Source organism: Anaerosacchariphilus polymeriproducens (assembly GCF_003363435.1).
Lineage (GTDB): Bacteria > Bacillota > Clostridia > Lachnospirales > Lachnospiraceae > Anaerosacchariphilus > Anaerosacchariphilus polymeriproducens.
The window spans coordinates 157615-183103 of sequence record NZ_QRCT01000050.1 but is presented as its reverse complement, the minus strand read 5'-3'; the positions used below and the strand labels follow the sequence as shown (position 1 = coordinate 183103).

The following is a 25489-nucleotide window of genomic DNA, read 5'->3' as shown; positions in this document are numbered from 1 at the left end:
TATTCTCCTAATTTTTTTAAATTCCTCTTTTATAGACCTTCTGCTACATCAATTAAATATTGACCATATTCTGTTTTAATTAAAGGCTGAGCAAGTTTAATTAATTGATCCTTATTGATAAACCCCTTCTTATAAGCAATCTCTTCAATACACGAAATATAAAGACCTTGTCTTTTTTGGAATGCAGCCACAAAATCAGCTGCCGCTAACAAATCATCATGATTTCCTGTATCCAGCCATGCAAAACCACGTCCAAGTGTTTCCACCTGAAGTGTACCTCTTCTTAGATATTCATTATTTACACTTGTTATTTCAATCTCTCCTCGGGCAGAGGGCTTCACATTTTTGGCTATCTCTACTACATCATTATCATAAAAATACAATCCGGGCACTGCATAATTTGATTTAGGATTTTCCGGCTTTTCTTCAATAGATAATGCTTTTCCATTCTCATCAAATTCAACGACTCCATATTCTCTTGGGTCTTTTACATAATATCCAAATATCGTCGCACCTGTTTTTCTTTCAGATGCTCTTTGTAAAACTTTTGAAAAGCTTTGTCCATAAAAGATATTATCACCTAATATCAAGGCAACACTGTCATCTCCAATAAACTCTTCTCCAATAATAAATGCATCTGCAAGTCCTCTCGGCTCTTCTTGAACTGCATAAGACATGCGTAATCCTAACTGCTCTCCTGTTCCCAGTAATTCTTCAAAAGTAGGCAGATCCCGCGGAGTTGAAATTATTAAAATATCTTTTATTCCCGTTAACATTAAGATAGACAAAGGATAATAAATCATTGGCTTATCATAAACGGGTATAATCTGTTTGGAAATCGCTTTTGTTAGTGGATATAACCTTGTACCTGATCCCCCTGCTAAAATAATCCCTTTCATTTTTACCTCCAGTACTCTTAATCATACATTTCTGTATAATATTTTTGATAATCACCACTTGTTACATGTTTCATCCATTCTTCATTCTCAAAAAACCATTTGATTGTTAATTTAATACCTTCTGCAAACATGGTTTCCGGATACCAGCCTATTTCTGCCTTGATTTTATCAGGTGCTATCGCATACCTTCTGTCATGCCCTTTTCTATCTTCAACGTAAGTAATCAAATCCTTACTTACCAGCTCCCTGCGTGGATCTCCATTTGGGAGCATTTCATTAAGTGTATCTAATATTATATGAATGATCTCTATATTTTGCTTTTCATTATGACCACCAATATTATAGGTCTCACCTATGCGTCCTTTTTCCTGAACCATGTCGATCGCCTTTGCATGGTCATCTACATATAACCAATCCCTTACGTTTTTCCCATCTCCATATACAGGAAGTTTTTTCCCTTGCAATGCATTATTAATAATAAGGGGAATCAATTTTTCTGGAAATTGGTAAGGTCCATAATTATTACTGCAGTTTGTTATATTGGCCGGAAATTTATAAGTGTCAATATATGATTTCACTATCATATCAGAAGAAGCCTTACTTGCTGAATAAGGACTATGTGGATCATAAGGAGTTGTTTCATAAAAGTATTCTCCTTCATGTTCTAAAGAACCATACACTTCATCTGTTGAAACATGTAAGAACTTCTTTCCGGATTTAAAACCGTCTTCTGTTTCCCACGCTTGTTTTGCACAATTTAATAAAACCAAAGTACCAAGAACATTTGTCTGAACAAATACTTCCGGATTCTTGATGCTTCTATCTACATGGCTTTCTGCTGCAAAATGTACAACTCTATCAATATCATATTCATTAAAGATCTTTGTGATTGCTTCTTTATCACAAATATCTGCTTTTACAAATGTATAATTATCTCTATCTTCAACAGCTTTCAAATTTTCTAAGTTTCCTGCATAAGTCAAAGCATCTACATTGATGATCCTAATCTCATTATCATATTTACGAAACATGTAATGAATATAATTCGAGCCTATGAATCCAGCTCCTCCTGTTACAAGATATGTTCTCATAATAATCTCCTTTAATCGTTGAATCTAATTTTAATTTACAAAATAACTCTAGTTTGTAGTTATTATATCATTATTTGATTTTTTTTCCAATAAAATCTTTCTTGAAATAAAATTCCATACCATGACCACAGCAGTTGCAAATATTTTTGCTATCATTTCATGAATAGCAAAACGTTCCACAGCTAATATTTCAATACCGTTATTAATCAAAAGTCCAATTACACTTAAAATTATAAAAATAGTAAACTCTCTTTTTTTTGACATATCATCTCTACTGTCAAAAACATATTTCATACTTGCGATATAATTAAAAATTACTGATATCGTAAATGCAAAGGTATTAGCAAACAAGTAATGTATATCCAATATTTGATTTAATAGACCAAATAAACCATAATCAATAGCAAAAGCAATTGCTCCTACAATACCAAATTTCATGAACTGCGTAATTAACTTTCTCATATTCTCCTCTTCTTTCACTTAAAATGACACTACAGTATTAATGAAATCTTTTCATATTAGTAATGTTGTTCTTTTTACCATGATTCATACTGTATATTCTTATTAATCCTGTAAAATCCTGTAAATTGCTATGTTATTTTGTTACTATCTTCTGATTTGGCATATACTTTTGTTAAAATCTTTGCAAACCACCGGGGCCAAAAACAACAAAACATTTTATAATCTTCCTTAGTGCGGGTATTTTCTTTTATAATCTCTGTTGTGGTAGATTCTTCATGTACTCGATGCATCATCAAATCTTTGTCTATATAAACGAACTTACCTTTTTGTTTGGAAAGCTGCTCCCAAGCATACCAATCTACATTGCTCTTAAAATCATTCGCAAATAGCGGAGTTTCTATCGCATCTTTTCGAAAAGTTACGGAAGGACAGCAGATAGCATTCCCTATTCCAAGTATTCTTCTTCGAACAAACCTGCTCTTTTGAAATAACTTTATTTTTAACGGTGTTAAAAGTAATCGTTTTATTTTTAAATTGGTATTTGTTCTTATAATACCCATCTTACGTTCTTCATGATAATCGGTAAATGCAATGATAGTAGAATCATCGACATCATCTAAAACTTTTTTTACAAAATCAGGTTCATACGTATCATCCTGATGAGCAATTGTGACATATTTTGCTTTTCCTGTATTTAATGCAAAATCAAAATCATAACCAATTCCCTTTTTGATTCCATGATTTTCTACTAACTTTAACCCGTATTTTAATGCAGTCTTTTTTATAAAATCATTGGGTGTAGAAGTTATGATAATAATCTCTGTTTTTATTGTCTGCGCTAAGAGAGACCTTATACAGGTCTCTAAGTAATCGGATTCCCTATAAGCACACACAACAAAAATATGCTGTTTCATTGTTCTTCCCCTTCTATCTCTTCTTTTCCAACTACTGATTGCTCACTAGTCTTATTCATTGTCTGAGCTACAGCAATTTCCTGAGTCAGTTCCTTTATTTCCCCATCCAGCTGAGACAATTTAATTGTCACATAAAAATTTCTTATTAATAGAACAAAAATCATAAAAAGAAAAATAAAATTTACAGTCGAATAAATCCCAAGTACACTTGCACAATAATCTGCAATTTTAGGGAATATACTAATTAGTAGGACAGCTCCGGCAAATATAATCCAAAATATGGAGTCTTCTATCTGCATCTTGGCTTGTCTTATTTTTCTTAAAATAAAAAAAGAAGTACAAAACGAAACAAATATTAAAACTACACGAAATAATATGGTCATCATAATTCTTACACCTCACTATCTTGTATATAAGATGTGGTTCGTTTTCGAAACCCTTGAATCACTAAAATAGAAATCGCCATACGCACCATATATGCCAATGATCTTCCAAAATTAAAATAGCTTTCTCCTGCTACCCTTTCATCCATTTCTACCTGAACTTCCTTGACTTTGACATCACTCTTAATTAAATATGAAATTGTATCCGGTTCCGGCCCATAATTCATGTTCAGAGCAAATTCTTCAATCATCTTTTTATTCAGCATCCGCATGCCGGAAGTGGGATCTTGAATAGACTTACGTGTGGTAATTATCATAGCAATCGATATCAAAAAATTACCCAGCATTCTTAAAGACCTTGGTCTTTTTCTGGTCACAAATCTTGAACCTATGATAATATCATAACCTTTTTGCATTTCTTCATACAATGATTCTATGTACTCGGCACGATGCTGTCCATCTGCATCATATTGAATGGCGCAATCATAACCCATATGATATGCATATTTCAATCCTGCCTGAAAGGCTCCTGCTAAGCCCAAATTAATTTGTAGATCTATTAAATTATAGTGATTCTCTCTACAGATATCTGCAGTTCTATCTTTTGAACCGTCATTCACTATTACATAATCGTATTGTGGATAATTCTTTATTAAATTATCCACAACACGTTTAATATTTGCCTCTTCGTTATATGCAGGTATAATAATCAGTATTTTACTTCTCATTTTTTCTCCATCCGTTCTTAAAGCGTTTTCATATAGTTTGAAATCGCTTCTTTCCATGGTGCAAAAGAAAAATCACCAGTAAGTTTGAACATATAATTCTCTAAAACTGAATAAGCAGGTCTGGCTGCCGGCGCCCCAAACTCTTCCGTTGAGATTTCTTGAACTTTCGTCTCTTTTCCAGCCAGTCTAAAAATTTCTTTAGCAAAATCAGCCCAACTACACATTCCTTCACACGTACCATGAAATATTCCATAATTTTCAGTAGGAATTAAATATGCGATTGCCTTGGCCAGCTCTGTTGCACTGGTCGGGCTACCAAACTGATCTCCAACTACTTTTACGGATTCGTTTGTTTCTGACAACCTCAACATAGTCTTCACAAAATTTTTACCATCTCCATAAAGCCAGGCAGTACGAATAATGAAAAATTCTTTTGCAAACTGTTGTACAAATTTTTCTCCAGCTAATTTGGTCTTTCCATACATTCCCTGTGGATTTGTTTCATCAAATTCCAAATAAGGTCTGTCACCATTCCCATCAAAAACATAATCCGTAGAAACATGCATCATTTTAGCACCTGCCTTCGTAGCAGCTATGCTTAAATTTCTGGGACCTATTGCGTTAATGCGATAAGCACTATCCTGTTGTGTTTCACATGCATCTACACCTGTATGCGCTGCGCAGTTTATAATTACATATGGCTTTATTTCTTCTACCAGTTTGATCGTATCATTAATATTGGTAATATCCAACTCTGCCACATCTGTATTAACGATATCAAATTCTGTACTTCCTGCATATTGTTTATTTATTGCTCTGCCTAATTGCCCATTACTACCTGTTACTAGGATTTTTTTCATTTTTACTGCTCCTTCTTTGCTAAACGATTTAGTGCACTAAATACTGCACGAATGGATGCTCTTGTTATATTTGAACTAACGCCTACTCCAAATGTGGCATTGCCTGTTTTTCTATCTAAGATTTGTATATAAGCAGCTGCCTTTGCATGTGATCCTTCACCCATAGCATGTTCCGTATAGTCCAGAACTTTTGTATCTATACCTGTTTTTTTGCGTATTGCTCTTTTAACAGAATCTATCGGACCATTTCCTACCGCTTCTACAGATATTATCTCTCCCTTATATTTAAAAATAAGATCGGCATGAGTATCTGTATCCCCTACATCTTCGACTTTTACTTTCACAAATTCAAATGGTTCGTTAATGTGTAAATACTCATTTGCAAACACATCCATGATCTGTTCGGGTGCAACTTCTCCTTGTTCTTCAGAAATTTTCTGAATAACTGCTGCAAATTCTTTATGCATTGCTTTCGGAAGCTTATAACCATAATAGCTGTCCATTACAAATGCTACGCCGCCTTTTCCGGACTGACTATTTATTCTTACAATCGGTTCATATTCACGTCCTACATCACTAGGATCAATCGGTAAATAAGGTACTTCCCATATTTTGCTCTTACGTTCTTTTAATGCACGTACGCCTTTATTAATAGCATCCTGATGCGATCCCGAAAATGCAGTAAATACTAATTTTCCTGCATAAGGATGACGGATATGTACCGGTATTTTACAGCATCTTTCGTATATTTCAACAATTTCATTGATATGATCAAGTTCTAACTCCGGGTCAATTCCCTGAGAAAACATATTATAGGCTACTGTTAATATATCTACATTCCCTGTTCTTTCGCCATTTCCAAATAAAGTTCCCTCTACTCTGTCAGCTCCTGCTAGTAACGCAAGTTCAGTAGCTGCAATTCCTGTCCCCCGGTCATTATGTGGGTGAACACTAAGAATAATGCTATCTCTATCTTTAAAATTCCTGCTCATCCATTCAATCTGATCTGCATAAGCATTCGGTGTTGTCATTTCTACCGTAGCCGGCAAATTAATGATCAGCTTATTATCCGGAGTTGGCTGCCATTCGTTTTGTACTGCTGTACAAATATCCAACGCAAAATCTACCTCTGTTCCGGTAAAACTTTCCGGTGAATATTCTAATATGATTTTCCCCGGAAAATCTTTTGCATATTTTTTTACAAGCCTTGTTCCTTCTATGGCTATTTCTTTAATTTCTTCTCTATTTTTATTAAATACAACATCACGTTGTAATGTGGACGTCGAATTATATATATGAACAATGACTTGCTTAATTCCTTGAATTGCTTCAAATGTTCTGGCAATCAAATGTTCTCTGCATTGTACCAATACTTGAACCACTACATCGTCAGGAATCATGTTTCTATCAACTAATTCTCTTAAAAAGTCATATTCAATCTGTGAAGCTGCCGGAAAACCAATTTCGATTTCCTTAAAACCCAGCTTTAATAACAATTGAAACATTTCAATTTTCTCTTCTACTACCATTGGTTCAATCAATGCTTGATTTCCATCACGCAAATCAACACTACACCAAATCGGAGCCTTCTGTATCTCTTTATTTGGCCATTCTCTTTTCGGATAGTTTAATACGGGTACTCTTTTATATCTTTTATAGTTTAACATTTTACTTTCCTCCATCTGCACATTTTCTATTTATCAATTTATTCCATTTGTGCCTTGGAGTCGATAGATTACGCTATATTTAATAATTATAAACAATTTATTGCGAACTATTTTAGCCCCATTCTTCTTTCATTCCTTTTCACGTAAATTCAGTATCCTAATAAAATTAGGATACTGTGAATCCGATTATAACATTATGATACTAATTCGTCAATCCGGGTTATTCGCCCAGACCACTTTCTATTTCTTCAATCAATGCTTTCAGTGCTTCTTTTTCATCTTCTCCTTCACAAATCAAAGTAATTTCATCACCACATTTTACACAAGCACCTAATACACTTAATACACTTTTTGCATTTGCTGTATTATTTTTATATTCAAATGAAATGTGTGATTTAAACTTCATAGCTTCTTTACACAAAATCCCTGCCGGTCTAAGATGCAAACCAGTTGGATTTTTGATTAATACTTTCTGACTTACCATTTGTCTCCCTTTCCTCTAAAGCATGGTCTTCGAAATAAGTTCTGCCAACTTCTTTGCTTCTTCTTCAATAACATTCTGATCTTTTCCTTCAATCATAACTCGAACTAATGGTTCGGTTCCTGATGGACGAATAAGCACACGACCTGCTCCTGCAAATTTATCTTCCAGTTTTTTGATAGCTTCTGCAATTTCAGGATATTCCATATACTGCTCTTTTTTATGTGTTGGTACTTTTGCATTCACTAATGCCTGAGGCAGAACCTCCATAATAGAAGCTAATTCTGATAATGGCTTTTTCGTATTTACAATAACATCTAACAGGTGAAGAGCACTCAATAACCCATCGCCGGTAGTATTTTCGTCCAAGAATATAATATGTCCTGACTGTTCACCGCCTAAACTGGCATTTATTTCAAGCATCTTTTCCAGTACATATCGATCACCTACTTTTGTCTGTTCGATATTAATATCTTGTTCTTTTCCCATAATAAAAAAACCAAGATTGCTCATTACTGTCGCTACAATCGTATTGTTCTTTAATTTCCCCCTCTCCTTCATATATCGGCCGCAAATAGCCATCAACGTATCTCCATCTACAATATTTCCGGTCTCATCTACTGCGAGCATTCGATCTGCATCTCCATCAAACGCAATACCCAGTGCTGCATTTTCAAATACCACCCTGGCCTGCAGCTCCTGCATGTGGGTAGAACCACAGTTCGCATTAATATTTGTTCCATCCGGATCTATATGAATTGCTATTACATCCGCTCCCAAATCATTTAAAGCCTCTACTGCTGTATAATATGCAGCCCCTTCGGCACAGTCTATTACAACTTTCAGCCCTTTTAAATCTACAGGCACTGTCCGTTTAACAAATTCGATATAAGCATCTCTTGCATCTAATTTATATTCAACTTTACCGACCCCTGATCCTATCGGAATCTGCACATCTTTCATTTTACTTGCAATCAGCGCTTCAATTTCATCTTCTAACTGGTCTGATAATTTATATCCCTCTCCATTAAAAAACTTTATTCCATTGAACTCCATTGGGTTATGGGATGCTGAAATTACAACTCCGGCATCTACTTTATATTTTCTAGTCAGATAAGCCACTGCAGGTGTAGGAAGTACACCAACATAAACTGCATTTGCTCCCACCGAACAAATCCCTGCCATAAGAGCATTTGCTAACATTCCACCGGAAATTCTAGTGTCACACCCCACAATTATAGTCGGTTTATGAGCTTTTTCTTTCGTCAAAACATAGGCACCGGCTTGACCCAACTCCATAGCCAATTGTATTGTTAATTCTGAACTCGCAACACCCCTTACGCCGTCTGTTCCAAAAAGTCTTCCCATTATAATATCCTCCGTCATTCATTATTATTTGTATCTGTATTTAGATTATCATTATTATTATTTCCTGCATCTCCCTCTTGTTCCTCACTCCCCGATTCCTTATTATCAGCACTATTATTAGCACTATCATCTGAACTATCAGGTTTCTTATTATCGGCCTTATCTTTCTCTTCTTTGTTGGTATTATTTTCTATATTATCTTCTGTCGTTTTTTTTTCCTTCAGTTCAACAGTTATTGTCAAATTTCCAATAACACTAAAACCATCTGGGACTGTGACCTGAATATTAACATCTTTGGTTCCAACATTCATATTATTTAAATCAATTTCTGATTTTAATGAATCAACCTTTAAAGAATCCAAATCTTTTTTCAAACCTTGTATCTCAATTTCGACAGATTTATTAGAAGTATATTCCATGTCCAGACCACTTGCAAGATTCTGAATCTTAATATTTTTTAAAGGAATCTTGAATTTTTTAGTAATAAGTTTTTCTATTAATAAGGTGACTGCTACTTTCGATTCATCTTCATCAACCAACTGTACGCCTTCCGGTAAATATTGACTAATATCAACCACTTTTTCTATATTACCACTTGCACCTGCAACACTTAATTCCGCACTTGGCACTGCTATGGAAGCAGCATTCTGTAATGCTTCAGATGTACCTTTAATATTAATTGTCTTAGGCTCAAATTCCATTCCTGTATAACGATAACCTTCAGCAACATCACCTTCTATATTTAATTCTAATGGAAGAGCTTTGGTTTTCAGTATTTCAACTCCTACTAAAACCTCATTAGAATCAAAACTTACTAGCTGAGACGTATCAATCATATTTCCATCTGCATCATATAATTCAGGAGTCACACTTTTTTGTATTGACGTATCAAGACCTGATATATCTACTACAACCACTACTTTTTTGATTTTATTTACAATACTCTCTGGTCCTATTACTTTCAATTTATTCTGAGACAGGGTTACTCCGCCTAACGCATAACCCTCACCAGTATCTCCTGTTGTCTTCGTATTTATTGCAAACTGCTTGGTAATAACATCTTCGATGCTGACACTCATATTATAAATATTCTGCCTTATTTTAATATCTCTATTTGATTGCAGGCATGATACTTGAATTGGCACAAGCTGCTCATCCATCGCTATATTTTTCATATTGGCAACCGCTGTAAAATCTTCATTCTTTAGATTATCAACTACAGATCTCTTACCTTCTACTGTAATATCCACATAATCGGTATCGTCTAAAACTTTGTATTCCTTCCCATTATCTGTAATTACATTTTTATTTATAACATCCACTTTGATGTGGTAAAAAGGTCTTGTAGTTACTGGATTATCAATATTAACAACAACAAGCCACAAAACTACAGCAAATAGAGCGGATATTAATTTTAAACCCAAATTATTTGTTATCTTTTTTAACATGTCTCATCCTTCCCTTCCACAATTTAAATCGCTTTACATCAAAGGAACGATTCTGAATAAAGGTAAGTTTTCCTTTTAAATATTCTGCATCTATATTTCTAAAGAGTTCTCCTCCTATAGCTATAGAGACACTTCCCGTCTCTTCAGATACTACTACTGTTAGTGAATCTGTCGCTTCACTGATACCTACCGCAGCCCTATGTCTGGTACCAAGATCTTTACTCAAGAACATATTATCCGATAATGGCAGATAACAAGTAGCAGCAATAATTCGATCTCCACGTATAATAACAGCCCCATCATGCAATGGTGTATTATGTTCAAAAATATTAATCAGTAATTGACTGGAGACTATGGAATCCAGTGGAATTCCAGTTCTCTCATAGTCTTTTAATAAGATTTCCTGCTCTACTACGATCAATGCACCGGTTTTTACTTTAGCCATCTCAAAAACAGCTTTGGTAATCTCTGTAATTGTTTTATCACTAAATCTGCCTTCTGCATTTTTCGAACTTTCAAAATTAAATATGGAAGTAAATAAATTTTTCCTACCCAATTGCTCTAAAGCTTTCCTCAGCTCTGGCTGAAACACTATGATAACTGCAATTATTCCTACATTAATAGCTTTTTCTGCTAACCATAGGATCGTACTCATATTAAAAACGGCTGCAATAAAGGCAAATGCCAATATCATAACAAGCCCCTTAAACAACATCCATGCCTGGGTATTCTTAATCCATAACATTATTTCATAAATAAAAAATGCAATAATTATTATTTCTACAATATCTATTTCATTAATACGGGGACTTTTTAATAAGGAACCCAGTGTTTCCATTATATCCTGAAATGTAGACATGCAATCCCTCCCATTCTTTTAACTTTCTTCTGACTGCTCCTCCTGAACGATCGGCTTCTGAGGGTTAATTCTTTGAACTCGTTTCTCAGGTTCTGTCACATACATTTTCGGTATTGCTTTTACATAATAATAATATTCATCATCCTCAAATTGGGCATACTCAGTCCTTGAGAAATCCACATGAAAGCAAAAAAACTGTATCACAAGACCAACCAGAACAGCTAATATATTACTTAATATTACACCAAAAATCTGGTTTGTAATATTTAATATGTAATCCCCGACTAATAAAATCAAAACATTTATAATTCCTCCAACAACAATTGCAATCTGCCATGCGTGGTCCATGGAACGAGTCCGAATAACGAAAACCACGATAAATGTAATTGTAAATGCTATCAGCATAAGATTCATTTCTTTATTATTAAATAATTTTTGAATAATTTCTGTTATCTGTGTTATATCTGCCACTTCTTCCGTCGCATTCCCTAATGCCGCAGCATTTTGTTTGACAAAAGCAAGAAAAAAATAAATAATTGTTCCGCAGCCTACAGAAATTGCTGAAACAGGAGATTTTAACAAACCCGCTGTTATCGGTACAACACTTGGAATTCCACACGCATATGCCAATGGAGTTATTAATGTCACGGTTCCATCTTTAGGTGCCAACCTAAAATAAAGCAACATCATAATCAACATCAGAACACCACCGATAATTGCCACTCCCAACGAAAGAGCTATTAAATGTATATTAATTAAAACTGCACTCAAAATTAGCATTGTATTTACCGATGAAAATGCGCAAATCAATGCAAGTATCAATACAACTGCCAGGTTATTCAACCGACTTTCAAATCCCAAATTCGCATTTATTAATATAAAGGTAAAAAGTGCAAATAAAAACTTTAAACCCGGATTCACATATACTACATACTTACCATAAAATTTTTTAATTCTCTCTTTTAGCACTAACAAGCTGGTCATTAAAAACTGCCTCCTTAAGTTCTCCTCAATCTTTATTTTCTGACGCTTCAATTTTATACATAACCGAAAGCTTTTCTATGTTTTCCTTAAAATTCTTTAAATGTTTTTTCGCATTTCGATATCGGACTGCATACACCCAATACGCAATTATTTGAAATATAATACTGTAACAAACAAAACACACTATTACAATCTGCGCCAAAAGAGTTATTTGTAATTTATTTAAATTTTCAAATAAGTAATCCATTTGATATAATACTATCAAACCAATAATAAGTACAAATGATACTGAAGTCGAAAAAAATGTTTTCAGCATTTGAAGACTAATATAATCACTCTTATAATAATCTCCAATTTTTATCCATTCTTTTCCGTTTTTCTGTTCAAGAATAGACATTTTTGTCATTAACTTGGTTCTTTCCTCATTTAACATAAAACACCTCAAATAAAAATTCTTTTTAGAACGTCATTTCATTATAGCATACATAAAACTTTATGAAAAGTTTTTTATAAAACATAACATTTTGCCGTCCTATAAGGCACATAAAAGCCATCCTCGTTATAAGTAAACATTACTGGGATGGCTTTTGACTTGCACATTTTTCAACTAATTTGGTTAGGTTTATATCAATTATATAATTTAATTCACTGTAACAGTCAAAGTAATACACTCACTACAACATTTATTTTTATCAACATTAGTAACATAACAGCTAATATTTCTTCCTTCATTAATAATTCTAGTAAAAGCATCACTATAATATCTTGGAATATACCCTAAAAGTTTTTGATTTTCATTTATAACTTGAATAGCATGAGAATCAAAACTATTGTATGGTTCTTTTCTTAGAAAGACCTCATCTCCACGTGTTACATTAATTGTATTTTCACACTCTTCTCCATCACACCCCAAATAGTGTCTTACACCCGCCATATAAAATCTTCTTTTAAAAGAGGTGTTAAAATCTAAAATAGGATCTATAAATTGTAAATTATCAATAGGTAACCTAGCCCCACTCTTTTTTAAGAACTCATACGCATCATACTTTTCTAAATCATATTTTTTTAAAATAGTAACAATATCTTTTCGTTTTCTATCTGGCAAACGGCTAGAGAAAACTGGAAACAATACGTTATTACTATATAGTGTATTAATATCTGGAAAAGGAATAAGTAGAGTAAATCCGGCTTCTATAGCACTCTGAACCTCTCCACAATACTGAAATTCATATTGTCCATTTTTTGAAAGTTGACCAATAATATATTGTCTTCGCGTGGAATCAGACTTCCATACTAAGTACAAGTAATCTTTACCGTTTTTAATCGACATTTTCCTCCTCCTTTCCAAAGTATAAAACTTTCAAATCATTAGTTTTATCTAATAGAAACTTTTCAATAATGATTTTTTTATTTCTTTTCAATTCAACATCCGTATATCGATTTAGTATATCACAAATATTTTCTTTAGTCATCACAGTAACTATTTTTTTTACGAAGTCTTTTGTTTCGTCATAATACTTATCCTTAATATATTGCATCATTTCAAGGTGCGTTGGTCTTTCTTTTTCATCTATTGTTCTCCTAATCAAAGATTTAGACTTAGTTTGAACTAAAGATCTCCATCTAAGTTTATCATTTCCCAAATATCCTCTAATTTGATTTTCTGATAAATATGCACATAAAGATGAACTATTATCATATAAAGGTGAAAATGTTTTTCTAATCCCTTTTACTAAAATAGCCCAGTTACTTTGATGACGATCTGAATTTCCACTTAAATAATCAAAAATTGGTATTTTTAAAAAATCAATAAAATTTATAAATTTACTCATTACTTTCTCTATCATTTCTAACGAGTATACTGCTCCACTTTTAACATCAATAAATTTTTCTGGATTATAATGTGGATATTCATAATTCAGAAAACTTATTCCCTCTATCAGTATTTCATCTTTATTTTTAATTATATTATAGCTCATGGAACCTTCTCTATCAAAATAAACACCTAATTCAAATTTTGCACATGGAATTCCAACTAATTGTGCTAGATGGTAAGCCAAGCATTCAGAAACATGATCAGTAGTATTTTCATCTTTTTTATATTTAAACAGTCCTGTTTGTCCTGTGTCAGGATTTATCAGCCAAATTTTTTCACTTCGACCACTACCTTCTGATGTTCCTTCATATTCTTCCCAAAAAGAAAAATCTTTCACTTCAATTCACCTGCCTCTTTATATAATGATATTTCAGATATTGTATATACTATCTTCACTTATTTTTCAATCCATCACCCCATTTTTATATATTAATTCTATCGCATTCATTATAAATTAACTTTTGTCCATAAAAACGTACTTCTCACGTATTTATTATTCATTAGATTACGTACAAACGTCACTAATGATATGTTCTACTAGGAATAAAAACCAAATCATTTAAAATAGGCATGAAAATGGGGCTGGGCACAGCTGATTTTATCAGCTAGTGGACAGCCCCTTTCATTCTTTATTTATCCAAAAAACGCATACGATCCTTATCTCTTACTGCTTTGCGTGATTTCTCCACTGTCGGATGATCCATAACACTAGTAAGTTGTTTCTGCATATTATCCTTACACTTTTGGCAATACTTTCCTGTGACAATAGGTGCGCCACATAACTCACACTCAATAACGCTTCCGGCTTTGCTCGAAAAGATAAGTCTTTCTTCTCTTACCCATTGCTTTATCTGTGCAACAGATACGCCAACAGCATCAGAAACTTCGCGAATACCGCAGTTCTCATTTTGATAAATGTATTCCTTAACATCCGCAAATTTCTTTTCTAACGCTTCTATACAATCGGGACATAACTTAATTCCACCTATATAATTAAATAACCTTCCACATTCCCTACAATTACGCACATCCATAAGCTACCTCCTAATATCCTCGCCCGACGCAGACAACAATAAAGTAGACTTCATCTACCCCAGACTTTTTTAGTATTTTAGCCACCTCATCAATCGTACTCCCTGTAGTATATATATCATCTACTAACATTACCCTCTTTAATTTTACCGCACTTTGTGTGATTTTGAAAGCATTTTTCATATTATTTTTTCTTTCTTTTTCACTAAGCTCTTTTTGTGGTATCGTTTTCTTACATCGGATCACCAAATTGGATTCTACTGGAATATTAAGCACTTTTCCTAGTTTATCTGCCAAAATTTCAGCTTGATTAAATCCTCTTTGTCTTTTTTTAAATTTATAAAGAGGAACAGGAATTAAAACTTGCGGTCTGCAAGAGAAAATCCATTCTCTATACTCTTCAGCAATTTTTTCCACATAAAAATCAGCATACTCCCTTTTATTCCTATACTTGAATCGATAGATAGATTGCTTCATCTCTTCCTGATATACAAATACTCCTCTTCCCTGTGTAAAATCATGTTCTTTCATTTCACATTCGAAACAGTATTCTTTTATATCATTATCTATTGCTTTTCCACACTTTTTACAACGTGGTTCCTTAATATATTCTAGTTTTTTTTCACATTCCTTGCACACCTTTTTCCCTTTTTGACTGACAATACGGTGGCATATAGGACATCTCCCGGGAAATACCCAAGAGATTATATTTTCTACTATCGTCCTATTATTAATTTTAATTTTCGTTAAATACTACCTCACTTTCTTGAACTTCTTCTTTCTTCTTTATCCTTTTTCAAATATTTCGCTACATAATGTCCTGTATATGATTTTTTACACTTTGCAACTTCTTCCGGTGTCCCTTCTGCTATTACCAAGCCGCCGCCATCTCCGCCTTCGGGTCCCATATCTATAATATAATCTGCTGTCTTAATAACATCTAAATTATGTTCAATTACTACTACTGTATTCCCTCCCTCTGATAATCTCCGTAATATCTCAATCAACTTATGAACATCAGCAAAATGTAATCCTGTCGTAGGTTCATCTAAAATATAGATAGTTTTCCCTGTGCTCCTTTTACTCAACTCTGTTGCAAGTTTAATTCTTTGGGCTTCCCCTCCTGAAAGAGTCGTAGATGGCTGACCCAATCTAATATATGACAATCCAACATCATTCAACGTCTTTATTTTTCTGTGAATCGATGGTACATTTTCAAAAAAGCCAAGTGCTTCCTCTACCGTCATATTAAGCACATCATATATGTTTTTCCCTTTATATTTAACTTCCAAGGTTTCACGATTATAACGTTTTCCCTCACATACTTCACACGGCACATATACATCCGGAAGAAAATGCATTTCTATTTTGATAATTCCATCTCCGCCGCACGCTTCACATCTTCCGCCTTTTACATTGAAACTAAAGCGGCCTTTTTTATAACCTTTTGCCTTTGCATCAGGAGTTGAAGCAAACAAATCCCGAATTTGGTCAAATATTCCGGTATACGTAGCCGGATTGGAACGAGGCGTCCTCCCTATTGGTGCCTGATTAATATCAATTACTTTATCTAACTGTTCAATACCTTCCATACTTTTGTGTTTACCTGGTATGGTCCGTGCACGATTCAAATCTCTTGCCAAACGTTTATATAAAATCTCATTAATCAAAGAACTTTTTCCCGATCCGGAAACACCTGTTACACATGTCATTATTCCTAATGGAATTTTCACTTTTATATTTCTTAAATTATTTTCACCGGCACCTTTTATCTCCAAATAGCCATTAGGTTCCCTTCTTACTTCCGGAACCGCCATTTTAATTTTGCCACTAAGATATGCTCCTGTAATGGATTCTTCTACATTCATAATTTCATCCGGTGTTCCCTGTGCTACAACTTCACCGCCATGCTCTCCGGCTCCCGGTCCGATATCAACAATATGGTCCGCAGCCAGCATGGTGTCTTCATCATGCTCTACCACAATTAAGGTATTTCCCAGATTTTTTAGATTATTTAAGGTATTCAGAAGTTTATCATTATCCCTTTGATGGAGTCCAATACTGGGTTCATCTAAAATGTATACTACGCCGACCAAACCGGAGCCGATCTGAGTGGCCAAACGGATTCTTTGAGCTTCTCCACCTGATAACGTGGCCGTAGCTCTTGACAGCGCAAGATAATCTAATCCTACATCAATTAAAAATCCAATACGTGCCCGAATCTGTTTCAACACTTGTTTCCCAATCATTTCTTGTTGAGGTGTCAATTGCATCTGCGAAAGAAACTGATGAAGGCTTCCTATGGACATATCAGTCACTTCAGCAATATTCTTCCCAGATACCGTCACTGCTAAGGATTCTCTTTTCAACCGCTGTCCGCCACACTCTTTACAAGGTGTAATTCTCATAAAACTTTCATATTCCTGTTTCATCGTATCTGAACCGGTCTCTTTGTATCTTCGCTCCACATTTTTAACAATTCCTTCAAAAGCTACATCATATACACCTTCTCCACGTTGACCTTTATAATAAACTTTCATTTCTTTTCCCCGTGTTCCATGAAGCAGTACATCCCTAACTTTAGAACTTAATTCTTCAAATGGTGTATCCAAATCAAATTGATATTCCTCTGATAATGCTTTCAAAATCGCATAAGTAAAACTAGATGGATCTGTACAGGACTGCCAGCCCATTACAACAATAGCGCCTTCATTAATGCTCAAACTCTTATTCGGTATGATTAAATCTTCATCAAATTCCATTTTGTAACCTAAACCATAACAATCCGGGCAGGCTCCAAATGGATTATTAAAAGAAAAATTTCTCGGCTCAATTTCATCGATACTAATTCCACAGTCCGGACAGGAAAAACTCTGGCTAAAACGTATTGGTTCTTGACCTTGAACATCAACTAATAAAAGTCCGTTTGCCAGATCCAGTACATTTTCAATGGAATCCGTCAACCTTTTTTCAATACCCTGACGAATAATCAGACGGTCTACTACAATTTCAATATTATGTTTTATATTTTTGTCTAATTTAATTTCTTCTGAAAGTTCATATAAATTTCCATCTACATTCACGCGGACGTAACCGCTCTTCTTAGCCTGTTCGAACAGTTTGACATGTTCCCCTTTGCGTCCTCTGACTACCGGTGCAAGCAACTGTATTTTTGTCCCTTCTGGCAATTCCATAATATGATCCACCATCTGATCCACAGTCTGCTTTTTTATTTCTTTCCCACAATTCGGACAATGCGGTACTCCGATTCTGGCATATAGAAGTCTGAAATAATCATAAATCTCTGTTACCGTTCCAACTGTAGAGCGCGGATTTCGATTGGTAGACTTTTGATCTATCGAAATAGCCGGAGAAAGTCCATCAATCCGTTCAACATTCGGTTTTTCCATCTGTCCCAGGAACTGCCTGGCATAAGAAGATAGAGATTCCATATACCTACGCTGCCCTTCCGCATATATAGTATCAAATGCAAGGGAAGACTTTCCGGAACCACTCAAGCCCGTAAGTACTACAAACGCCTCTCTTGGTATATCTAAATTTATATTTTTTAAATTGTGTTCATTGGCTCCTCTGATTTTTATATATTGTTTATCATTATTATTATTCATCTGACTACCATTCTTTCTCCTACTCTAAATCTCGTAATACTTTCTTTAGCTCCACCATTTTGTCTCTTAACTCGGCAGCTGCTTCGAAATTCAACTCTGCTGCCGATTGTTTCATCTGTTTTGTGATATCCTTTAGAAGTTTTTCTAATTCCTGTTTGTCCATAGACTCAGGATCTTTCTTCATTTCATATTCTTCTTTGGCAACTTTCTTGGATATGCTGATCAAATCCCTAACTGCTTTCTGTATGGTCTGAGGCGTAATTTTGTGAGCTTTATTATATTCTTCTTGGATTTTTCTTCTACGATTCGTTTCATCAATCGCAGTCCTCATAGAATCAGTGATTGAATCACCATACATAATAACTCGTCCCTGAGCATTTCTGGCTGCTCGTCCAATCGTTTGAATCAAAGATGTTTCTGAGCGTAGGAACCCTTCTTTATCAGCATCTAAAATAGCAACAAGCGATATTTCCGGAATATCCAGTCCTTCTCTCAAAAGATTGATTCCTACCAGGACATCAAAAACATCCAGGCGCATATCTCTTATGATCTCTGCCCTTTCTAAAGTATCTATATCTGAATGAAGATATTTCACACGAATTCCAACTTCACGCATATACGCGGTCAGATCTTCTGCCATACGCTTTGTTAACGTAGTCACAAGAATTTTATTTTTCTGTTCAATCTCCTTATTAACCTCACCTATCAAATCATCAATCTGGCCTTCTACCTTTCTGACATCAATCTGAGGGTCTAACAATCCTGTTGGACGTATAATCTGTTCTGCCCTTAGCATTTCATGCTCTTCTTCATATTTGGAAGGAGTAGCTGAAACAAAAAGCATTTGATCGAGCTTCCCTTCGAATTCTTCAAAATTCAATGGACGATTATCTTTCGCCGAAGGAAGTCTGAATCCATAATCTACCAGAGTACTCTTTCTTGACTGGTCTCCTGCATACATTCCCCTGATCTGAGGTATCGTAATATGAGACTCATCGACAATAATCAAAAATTCTTCAGGAAAATAGTCTATTAGAGTATGCGGCGGCATTCCTGGCGCAGCTCCCGATAAATGTCTGGAATAATTCTCTATACCAGAACAAAATCCTGTTTCTTTTAACATCTCTATATCAAAATTGGTACGTTCCGCTATTCTTTGAGCTTCTAATAATTTATCTTCACTTTTAAAATATTTCACCTGTTCTTCCAGCTCTTTCTCTATGACACCTGCAGCTTGCATGATTTTTTCTTTGGGCACAACATAATGAGAAGCCGGGAATACTGCAATGTGTTCTAAACTGGCTTTGATTTCCCCTGTCAAAACATCAATTTCAGTAATACGATCTATTTCATCTCCAAAAAATTCTACTCGTATGATTGTTTCACTGTAGTCTGCCGGAAAAATCTCCACTACATCTCCCCTTACACGAAAAGATCCTCTTTTAAAGTCTATATCTGCTCTGTTGTACTGTATATCAATTAATTTCCGTATCACATCATCTCGGTCATATATCATGCCCGGTCTTAATGATAACATCATATTTTTATAATCTATAGGACTTCCCAAACCATAGATGCAGGAAACGCTGGATATGATAATCACATCTTCTCTCTCTGCCAAAGCTGCTGTAGCAGACAGTCTGAGTTTATCTATCTCTTCATTAATGGAAGAGTCTTTTGCAATATAAGTATCGGAAGACGGAACATACGCTTCCGGCTGATAATAATCATAATAACTAACAAAATACTCTACCGCATTCTCAGGAAAAAATTCCTTGAATTCTCCATAAAGCTGTCCTGCAAGGGTCTTATTATGAGCGATAATAAGAGTTGGTTTATTCAATTTCCGGATAACGTTCGCCATGGTAAAAGTCTTGCCGGAACCGGTAACACCCAGCAGTGTCTGGAATTGATTCCCTTCTTCAAATCCCTTCACCAATTGTTCTATCGCCTGAGGCTGATCACCGGTAGGCTGGTATTCGGATACTAATTTAAAATGATCCATAAAATTGTATACCTCCGTTCATTTAACCTAATCTAATGCTCAACTCCGATTATAGCATAGGATATATTTGATTGCAAACAAATGTTCGCATTTTAAACAAATAAAACAGGTGACTTATGCCACCTGCCTTATATCTGTTTCATCTTCACACTTTGCTTTATCACCATATGACCTGATACGATGTCCAGCCCTCTACCTGCTTTTGAACTTTTAATCTGTTTCAGAACTTTATTTAAAGCTACTTTAGTCATTGCTTTTGTGTTGACTTCATAAGTTGTAATTTTCATATCTGCAAGTCCCGGATACAAATAGTTATCAAAGCCGACTATTGAAATATCCTCCGGTACGCGATATCCTTTCTCACTTAACTTCTGCACTAAGATTCCTGCAGCTAAATCACAATTACACACAAATGCTTTAGGGAGCTTTTGAGGAAGCTCAAACTTTACCTGTCCAAATTCGTCACGGTCTTCTATTAACCACTCCGGCCATATCTTTTTTTTATGTTCCAGCATCGACTTCATGAAACCACAATACCGGTCCATAATACTACTGGTGGCATAAATAGAACCAACAAAACCAATGTCTTCCATTCCCTGCTCAAATAATAATTCAGTCATCAGATACATCCCATAAAAATTATCAGTGATTACTGCATCTTTCGCTAAAATTTTATCATAAAAATCCAAGAACACGATAGGAATCTGAATACATCTTTTTAACTTTGCAATATATTTTTTATCGATCTCTCCAATTATAATAAGTCCTTCTATACTTTGATCTGTTACGACTTTTGGTAATTGCAGGGTAAGTTTTTCATTCTCCTTTTTCAACACTTCTACCATAGTAAAGCATCCTTTTTCACTCGCAGCAATTGTCAGTTCTTGATACATTTTCCAATAAAATGTCGCATATTGAGCCAGGTAATTTTCCGCAATAATTACACCAATCTTTATATCCTCCTGTGTCAAACCATTTATCTTTTTTTTAACTGATGGAACCGGTTGTTGGTACCCCATACTTTCCGCTTCTTTTTGTATGCGAAATCTCATTTCGTCACTAACACCTTTATGACCTGCCAAAGCATTATGTACCGTTACGGCACTGACACCCACTTTTTCGGCTATATCCGCCAATCTAACTTTGCCCATATTATCCCTCGTACTTATTCATTTTATAAATTTAACATTATTATATTTTTTTAATTAATCTTTGTCAAATTAATCCAAACGAATAAAATGATACAATCTGCTTTGATAATCGCCCCATATGCTTCTAACTAAAAAGCCGGCATTGACCAAAAGTTCACCTGTATATATTTCTTCTGTCCCTTCTAAAGAATAGTCTGCATTTAGATCCAAGCCCTTCAGAAGTATTCTTCTGCTATGGCTGTTTGGCGCACCGAGCACCTGAACATATGTCACCAAAACTTCCTGTTTATTTTTAGAAACAACACTCCAACAGTCATAACAATGATTTTCGGACCAGGAAGATATTCGATAATAATCCCCTTCACTAACCAAATCATGATATTTGTGATACATTTCCACTTGCTTTGGTATCATATCTTTATCTTCTTTTGATATTTTAGTAATATCAAGCTCATATCCAAAGCTTCCGGCTAACGCTACATGCCCTCTTGTCATAAACGGTGTGATTCTCCCTACCGAATGATTCGGACAATCACTTACATGAGCTCCTATTGCAGACAGAGGATATATCATCGCTGTTCCTTCCTGAATTTTTAAACGTTCGACAGCATCCGTATCATCTGAACACCAAATCTGAGGGCTATAATATAACATACCGGGGTCAAACCTCGCCCCTCCTCCCGAACAATTCTCTAACAGAAGGTATGGAAATTCTGTGATTAACCGTTCCTGCATTTCATATACACCAAGTACATATTTATGAAACAGTTCCTGCTGCGATTCTCTTGTCAAATAACTGCTTCCCAAATTACACAACTGACGATTCATATCCCACTTCACATAAGAAATGGGCGCACTTCTCAAAATTTTCGCTACACATTCATATGCATAATCCACTACTTCCGGATTTGATAAATCTAATACATACTGCCCCCTGCTCTGCGTTGTTTCACGACCTTTAATCTGTATGGCCCACTCCGGATGCTCACGATACAAATTTGAGTTTGGCGAAACCATTTCAGGCTCAAACCAAATTCCAAAATCAAGCCCAATTTGATTTACGCGTTCCACCAAATCTTTTAGACCTGAAGTTATCTTATTTGTATTCACGGTCCAATCACCCAACGAACCATTATCGCTGTTTCGTTCTCCAAACCAGCCATCATCCATCACAAGCATCTCTATTCCTGCTTTTTTGGCTTCCTTTGCAATTGCTAATAACTTATCCGAATTAAAGTCATAATATGTCGCCTCCCAGTTATTGATAAGAACCGGTCTCTTCTTATGTTTGTATGGACTCCGTATCATATGATTTCTATAAAAATCATGAAGGCAACGCGTCATTTTCCCCAAGCCTTCACTAGAATATGTCATGACAACTTCCGGTGTTTGGAAACTTTCACCCGGTTTTAAATTCCAAGTGAATTCATCAGAATGAATCCCCATTATCATTCTTATAAAATCAAACTGAGTACGCTCTGCCTGTCCAATAAAATTACCAGAATATACAAAATGCATTCCATATACTTCACCGTTTTCTTGATTCGTTTCAGGTTTAACCAATGCTATGAATGGATGTTCCTGATGTCCCGGTTCCCCTTTTGTAGAAGATACCAATTGTTTTCCATAATTAACTTTGCTTCTTTGGATATGACGTTCTCTTGCCCAAGAACCGTGAAGACTTATCATTTCATATTCTTGATTTTCCAAATCAAGACATGCACTATATACTTTTTCTATTTTTAATGTTTTCTGCCCTTCATTAGACACTCTCACACTTCTGGTTATCACATCTGAATCATTAAAAACGGAATAAAACAGTTCTACTCTTAAGTTTAAAACATCATCAACGCATATAATTTGCAGTGTCACTACTTCTTTCTCTGTACCAAACGAAGCAGGAAGGCCTTTTAGCGCAGGCTTACCCTTAAAAATATCAAAGGTATGATAAAGTAACTCACATCCCATACAGCCATTTTCATTTCTTATGTTCAAACAACTCTCTCTGTAATCACCAACTCCACCAGTAGGATATTCCGATGGAAAAAAGTCCAAAAAGGACGATTTATCTCTGAAATTACTACTTGGAGTATAGGGCGCTTCCTCCATTCTAAGTAAATACTTACCCCCGGAACGTTCAAGTTTTTTTCCATAATAAATATGACCTAAATATCCTTCTTCGGACATTCCCATCATATAGGTTGTATTTTGAGTATCTAATTTAAATATTTTATTACTTTTATCAAATTGTATTCCCATTCGCAGCACCTCCAGACGTTAATATGAATGATCTACTCCTATCCTCATTCAAGAAACATAATTTAATTAGTTTTAGATTAATTTAACTTAATTTTAACTTATGCTAATATTTAACACAACACTGAACAGGATGTCAATCAAATATTTCTTAACAATTGATTAATTTCTTACAATCATTTAATAGGTCAGAATCTATATGAAACCTTAAATACGCAAAAACAAACTACCTTGCATTTCTGCAAGGTAGTCTTTCTCATAAGTATATTTATAGTATTTGCTTTATTTTATTTCAGAGATTTTCACAGGACGTCCTTCATCTAAAGATTTCTTTGCTGCCATAGCAATTTTAACTGGCATCAATCCATCGATTCCACCTACAGGAACATCTGTATCATTTTGAACCGCATTTACAAAATCAACTGATTCTGCAATGAATGCATTATTGTATCTTTCCAAGAAGAACCAAGTTGGTTTTTCACAAATAACACCTTCCGCTGTACTAATCATTGAAGTATCATTTAAATCATTGCTTACTTGTACACAACCTTTTTCACAATGAACTTCTGTTCTTTGGTCATATCCATAACCAGCTCTACGGCTGTTATCAATAACGCCAATTGCACCATTTTCAAATTTCAACATAACAATCGCTGTATCTACATCATCATATTTCTTAAACTCAGGATCGATCACACAAGTTCCAAATGTAGAAACTTCTGTTACTTCACTTCCTGATAAGTAACGAACCATATCAAAGTCATGAATCATCATATCCATGAAAATACCACCAGATACTTTTACATATGACATTGGAGGAGCTTCAGGGTCACGTGAGCATACTTTTACAATATGCGGTGCACCAAGTCTTCCAGATGCAACAGTATCTCTAACTTTCTTATGATTGTGGTCAAAACGACGTACAAATCCTACTTGTAATTTTACTTTTGCTTTTTCTACAGCAGCAATTGCTTCTTCAATTTTATTAAGATCAGTATGGATTGGTTTTTCACAGAAAATATGTTGTCCTGCTTCTGCCGCTTTTATAATAAAATCAGCATGTGTATTCGTAGATGAGCAGATAAATACTGCATCAATATTTGAATCTTTAAAAATATCATCAGGATTATCCGTACATTTTTCAATCCCTAATCCTTTTGCCCAATCAATTATTTCATCATTCATAAATAAATCTGCAATCGCTACTACTTTTGCACCCGGAACTGCATTTACTAAATTTGTAGCATGCAGTTTACCAATTCTACCTGCACCCAAAATACCAATTTTTACTTCTGCCATAATTTTTACTTCCTTTCTCCTTACTAATTTTATATTTCTATTTTTTTCAGTTCTTGCTATTTTTAATATAGCATTCGACAAATTCATTATAATAAAT

Annotated in this window: 23 protein-coding genes; all 23 read right to left on the bottom strand. The window is 34.8% G+C overall.

Annotation, left to right across the window (positions count from 1 at the left end; all coding sequences use genetic code 11):
* Window positions 1-29: 29 nt before the first annotated feature.
* A complete protein-coding gene (gene rfbA / locus DWV06_RS16290) occupies window positions 30-899 on the bottom strand; it encodes a glucose-1-phosphate thymidylyltransferase RfbA (protein WP_115483251.1) in 870 nt (289 codons plus the stop codon).
* A gap of 17 nt (window positions 900-916) precedes the next feature.
* Window positions 917-1990: a dTDP-glucose 4,6-dehydratase gene (gene rfbB, locus DWV06_RS16285; protein ID WP_115483250.1), complete on the bottom strand. Its 1074-nt coding sequence runs from the start codon at window positions 1988-1990 to the stop codon at window positions 917-919.
* Window positions 1991-2038: 48 nt separating this feature from the next.
* Entirely contained in the window at window positions 2039-2452 is a 414-nt protein-coding gene (locus DWV06_RS16280) for a GtrA family protein (RefSeq protein WP_115483249.1), read from the bottom strand.
* A gap of 128 nt (window positions 2453-2580) precedes the next feature.
* Window positions 2581-3366 (bottom strand): glycosyltransferase, encoded by a 786-nt coding sequence (locus tag DWV06_RS16275; RefSeq protein WP_115483248.1) that lies wholly within the window; start codon window positions 3364-3366, stop codon window positions 2581-2583.
* The gene (locus DWV06_RS16270) at window positions 3363-3752 is read right to left on the bottom strand and encodes a DUF2304 domain-containing protein (protein WP_235828989.1); all 390 of its coding nucleotides are present in this window, start codon (window positions 3750-3752) and stop codon (window positions 3363-3365) included. Before DWV06_RS16270 ends, DWV06_RS16275 begins: the two co-directional genes overlap by 4 nt.
* A gap of 5 nt (window positions 3753-3757) precedes the next feature.
* On the bottom strand, window positions 3758-4477 hold the full coding sequence (locus tag DWV06_RS16265; RefSeq protein WP_115483474.1) for a glycosyltransferase family 2 protein: 720 nt from the start codon (window positions 4475-4477) through the stop codon (window positions 3758-3760).
* A 17-nt stretch (window positions 4478-4494) separates the two neighbouring features.
* Window positions 4495-5337, bottom strand: a complete 843-nt coding sequence (gene rfbD / locus DWV06_RS16260) for a dTDP-4-dehydrorhamnose reductase (protein WP_115483247.1) — start codon at window positions 5335-5337, stop codon at window positions 4495-4497.
* 2 nt (window positions 5338-5339) lie between these two features.
* Window positions 5340-7004: a 2-isopropylmalate synthase gene (leuA, locus tag DWV06_RS16255; RefSeq protein WP_115483246.1), complete on the bottom strand. Its 1665-nt coding sequence runs from the start codon at window positions 7002-7004 to the stop codon at window positions 5340-5342.
* A 220-nt stretch (window positions 7005-7224) separates the two neighbouring features.
* The gene (locus DWV06_RS16250; protein ID WP_115483245.1) at window positions 7225-7488 is read right to left on the bottom strand and encodes an HPr family phosphocarrier protein; all 264 of its coding nucleotides are present in this window, start codon (window positions 7486-7488) and stop codon (window positions 7225-7227) included.
* Between the two features lie 15 nt (window positions 7489-7503).
* Complete coding sequence (gene glmM, locus DWV06_RS16245) at window positions 7504-8853, bottom strand: phosphoglucosamine mutase (RefSeq protein ID WP_115483244.1); 1350 nt, start codon at window positions 8851-8853, stop codon at window positions 7504-7506.
* A gap of 14 nt (window positions 8854-8867) precedes the next feature.
* Complete coding sequence (locus DWV06_RS16240) at window positions 8868-10301, bottom strand: CdaR family protein (protein ID WP_115483243.1); 1434 nt, start codon at window positions 10299-10301, stop codon at window positions 8868-8870.
* On the bottom strand, window positions 10279-11142 hold the full coding sequence (cdaA, locus tag DWV06_RS16235; RefSeq protein ID WP_456297935.1) for a diadenylate cyclase CdaA: 864 nt from the start codon (window positions 11140-11142) through the stop codon (window positions 10279-10281). The genes DWV06_RS16240 and cdaA overlap by 23 nt, the downstream gene beginning before the upstream one ends.
* 36 nt (window positions 11143-11178) lie before the next feature.
* Complete coding sequence (locus DWV06_RS16230; RefSeq protein WP_115483241.1) at window positions 11179-12144, bottom strand: hypothetical protein; 966 nt, start codon at window positions 12142-12144, stop codon at window positions 11179-11181.
* Window positions 12145-12169: 25 nt separating this feature from the next.
* Complete coding sequence (locus DWV06_RS16225) at window positions 12170-12577, bottom strand: hypothetical protein (protein WP_115483240.1); 408 nt, start codon at window positions 12575-12577, stop codon at window positions 12170-12172.
* Between the two features lie 207 nt (window positions 12578-12784).
* The gene (locus DWV06_RS16220; RefSeq protein WP_115483239.1) at window positions 12785-13474 is read right to left on the bottom strand and encodes an HIRAN domain-containing protein; all 690 of its coding nucleotides are present in this window, start codon (window positions 13472-13474) and stop codon (window positions 12785-12787) included.
* Window positions 13464-14357, bottom strand: a complete 894-nt coding sequence (locus tag DWV06_RS16215) for a HipA domain-containing protein (RefSeq protein ID WP_115483238.1) — start codon at window positions 14355-14357, stop codon at window positions 13464-13466. Before DWV06_RS16215 ends, DWV06_RS16220 begins: the two co-directional genes overlap by 11 nt.
* A 292-nt stretch (window positions 14358-14649) precedes the next feature.
* On the bottom strand, window positions 14650-15054 hold the full coding sequence (locus DWV06_RS16210) for a flagellar protein (RefSeq protein WP_115483237.1): 405 nt from the start codon (window positions 15052-15054) through the stop codon (window positions 14650-14652).
* A gap of 10 nt (window positions 15055-15064) precedes the next feature.
* Window positions 15065-15757 carry a ComF family protein gene (locus tag DWV06_RS16205; protein WP_268877881.1) on the bottom strand — a complete coding sequence of 231 codons (693 nt, stop codon included), beginning with the start codon at window positions 15755-15757 and terminating at the stop codon, window positions 15065-15067.
* 53 nt (window positions 15758-15810) lie between these two features.
* Window positions 15811-18681, bottom strand: coding sequence for an excinuclease ABC subunit UvrA (gene uvrA, locus DWV06_RS16200; RefSeq protein ID WP_115483235.1), 2871 nt, complete (start codon window positions 18679-18681; stop codon window positions 15811-15813).
* A gap of 19 nt (window positions 18682-18700) precedes the next feature.
* Window positions 18701-20686: an excinuclease ABC subunit UvrB gene (uvrB, locus tag DWV06_RS16195; protein WP_115483234.1), complete on the bottom strand. Its 1986-nt coding sequence runs from the start codon at window positions 20684-20686 to the stop codon at window positions 18701-18703.
* Window positions 20687-20814: 128 nt separating this feature from the next.
* Window positions 20815-21837 carry a LacI family DNA-binding transcriptional regulator gene (locus DWV06_RS16190; RefSeq protein ID WP_115483233.1) on the bottom strand — a complete coding sequence of 341 codons (1023 nt, stop codon included), beginning with the start codon at window positions 21835-21837 and terminating at the stop codon, window positions 20815-20817.
* 69 nt (window positions 21838-21906) lie between these two features.
* Window positions 21907-24096, bottom strand: a complete 2190-nt coding sequence (locus tag DWV06_RS16185; RefSeq protein ID WP_115483232.1) for an alpha-galactosidase — start codon at window positions 24094-24096, stop codon at window positions 21907-21909.
* A 279-nt stretch (window positions 24097-24375) separates the two neighbouring features.
* A complete protein-coding gene (gene iolG, locus DWV06_RS16180; RefSeq protein WP_115483473.1) occupies window positions 24376-25392 on the bottom strand; it encodes an inositol 2-dehydrogenase in 1017 nt (338 codons plus the stop codon).
* Window positions 25393-25489: the final 97 nt, after the last annotated feature.

What these genes read in the sequence shown, in the direction of transcription:
- rfbA (WP_115483251.1), bottom strand. Translation starts at nt 899, where the DNA reads ATGAAAGGGATTATTTTAGCAGGGGGATCAGGTACAAGGTTATATCCA.
- rfbB (WP_115483250.1), bottom strand. Translation starts at nt 1,990, where the DNA reads ATGAGAACATATCTTGTAACAGGAGGAGCTGGATTCATAGGCTCGAAT.
- DWV06_RS16280 (WP_115483249.1), bottom strand. Translation starts at nt 2,452, where the DNA reads ATGAGAAAGTTAATTACGCAGTTCATGAAATTTGGTATTGTAGGAGCA.
- DWV06_RS16275 (WP_115483248.1), bottom strand. Translation starts at nt 3,366, where the DNA reads ATGAAACAGCATATTTTTGTTGTGTGTGCTTATAGGGAATCCGATTAC.
- DWV06_RS16270 (WP_235828989.1), bottom strand. Translation starts at nt 3,752, where the DNA reads ATGATGACCATATTATTTCGTGTAGTTTTAATATTTGTTTCGTTTTGT.
- DWV06_RS16265 (WP_115483474.1), bottom strand. Translation starts at nt 4,477, where the DNA reads ATGAGAAGTAAAATACTGATTATTATACCTGCATATAACGAAGAGGCA.
- rfbD (WP_115483247.1), bottom strand. Translation starts at nt 5,337, where the DNA reads ATGAAAAAAATCCTAGTAACAGGTAGTAATGGGCAATTAGGCAGAGCA.
- leuA (WP_115483246.1), bottom strand. Translation starts at nt 7,004, where the DNA reads ATGTTAAACTATAAAAGATATAAAAGAGTACCCGTATTAAACTATCCG.
- DWV06_RS16250 (WP_115483245.1), bottom strand. Translation starts at nt 7,488, where the DNA reads ATGGTAAGTCAGAAAGTATTAATCAAAAATCCAACTGGTTTGCATCTT.
- glmM (WP_115483244.1), bottom strand. Translation starts at nt 8,853, where the DNA reads ATGGGAAGACTTTTTGGAACAGACGGCGTAAGGGGTGTTGCGAGTTCA.
- DWV06_RS16240 (WP_115483243.1), bottom strand. Translation starts at nt 10,301, where the DNA reads ATGTTAAAAAAGATAACAAATAATTTGGGTTTAAAATTAATATCCGCT.
- DWV06_RS16230 (WP_115483241.1), bottom strand. Translation starts at nt 12,144, where the DNA reads ATGACCAGCTTGTTAGTGCTAAAAGAGAGAATTAAAAAATTTTATGGT.
- DWV06_RS16225 (WP_115483240.1), bottom strand. Translation starts at nt 12,577, where the DNA reads ATGTTAAATGAGGAAAGAACCAAGTTAATGACAAAAATGTCTATTCTT.
- DWV06_RS16220 (WP_115483239.1), bottom strand. Translation starts at nt 13,474, where the DNA reads ATGTCGATTAAAAACGGTAAAGATTACTTGTACTTAGTATGGAAGTCT.
- DWV06_RS16210 (WP_115483237.1), bottom strand. Translation starts at nt 15,054, where the DNA reads ATGGATGTGCGTAATTGTAGGGAATGTGGAAGGTTATTTAATTATATA.
- uvrA (WP_115483235.1), bottom strand. Translation starts at nt 18,681, where the DNA reads ATGAATAATAATAATGATAAACAATATATAAAAATCAGAGGAGCCAAT.
- uvrB (WP_115483234.1), bottom strand. Translation starts at nt 20,686, where the DNA reads ATGGATCATTTTAAATTAGTATCCGAATACCAGCCTACCGGTGATCAG.
- DWV06_RS16190 (WP_115483233.1), bottom strand. Translation starts at nt 21,837, where the DNA reads ATGGGCAAAGTTAGATTGGCGGATATAGCCGAAAAAGTGGGTGTCAGT.
- DWV06_RS16185 (WP_115483232.1), bottom strand. Translation starts at nt 24,096, where the DNA reads ATGGGAATACAATTTGATAAAAGTAATAAAATATTTAAATTAGATACT.
- iolG (WP_115483473.1), bottom strand. Translation starts at nt 25,392, where the DNA reads ATGGCAGAAGTAAAAATTGGTATTTTGGGTGCAGGTAGAATTGGTAAA.